The organism is Luteibacter sp. KNZ12-1A (genome assembly GCF_056755675.1).
Genome location: NZ_JBPGXU010000206.1, coordinates 1 through 585 on the forward strand (window position 1 = coordinate 1; position 585 = coordinate 585).

The window sequence follows — 585 nt, forward strand, 5'->3', positions numbered from 1 at the left end:
TCGCTCCTCGGTTCCACAAGTCGCGACGAGGGTGGCGGCCGACGGCTCTTCCGAGCACTGAGGTGTCGTGCGGCAAAAGCCAACGCCCGCGACCGGGGTGGCGCCCGGCAGCTCCCCCGCCACGCACAAGCCCAATGCGAGGGCGAAGCCGAGCCGTGCATGCAACCGGGCCCGCTGCCGCGGGATCGCCGACAGGGTCGGCTCCCACCACCATCGCCAACACCGATTTTTGCCGAAAATTCATGGCGGAATACCCCTGGATTGCCGCTTTTGCGCACTTCGGGAAGCGGTCTGGGCGTCTCATGAGTACGGGTGTGACGAGGGTCACAGTCGATGTTCGGCTCCCATATGGCAGGGGGCGCTACCCAGGGCGCATGCGCCCAAGGAGTGATCATGAGCGAGCAGAAATTCACGAAGATCCTTACCCGAACCTTGCTGGCAAGCTGCATCCTCGCCGCCTCGGTCTCGATCACGGCTTGTAGCGGCCACGGGTCCACCCGGTCGGGCGGAGGCGGGGGCGGCACGGTGAATCCGGGCGGTGCTGGCACGGACGGCGGCGGTGGCGGTACCGGGGGAGGTACTGAC

At 67.0% G+C, this 585-nt stretch carries 1 protein-coding gene; it reads left to right on the forward strand.

What is annotated here, in order from left to right:
- Positions 1-393 precede the first annotated feature (393 nt).
- Positions 394-585 (forward strand): hypothetical protein (locus ACR9ZJ_RS19370; RefSeq protein WP_481288688.1); only part of this gene is annotated, 192 nt, incomplete at its 3' end.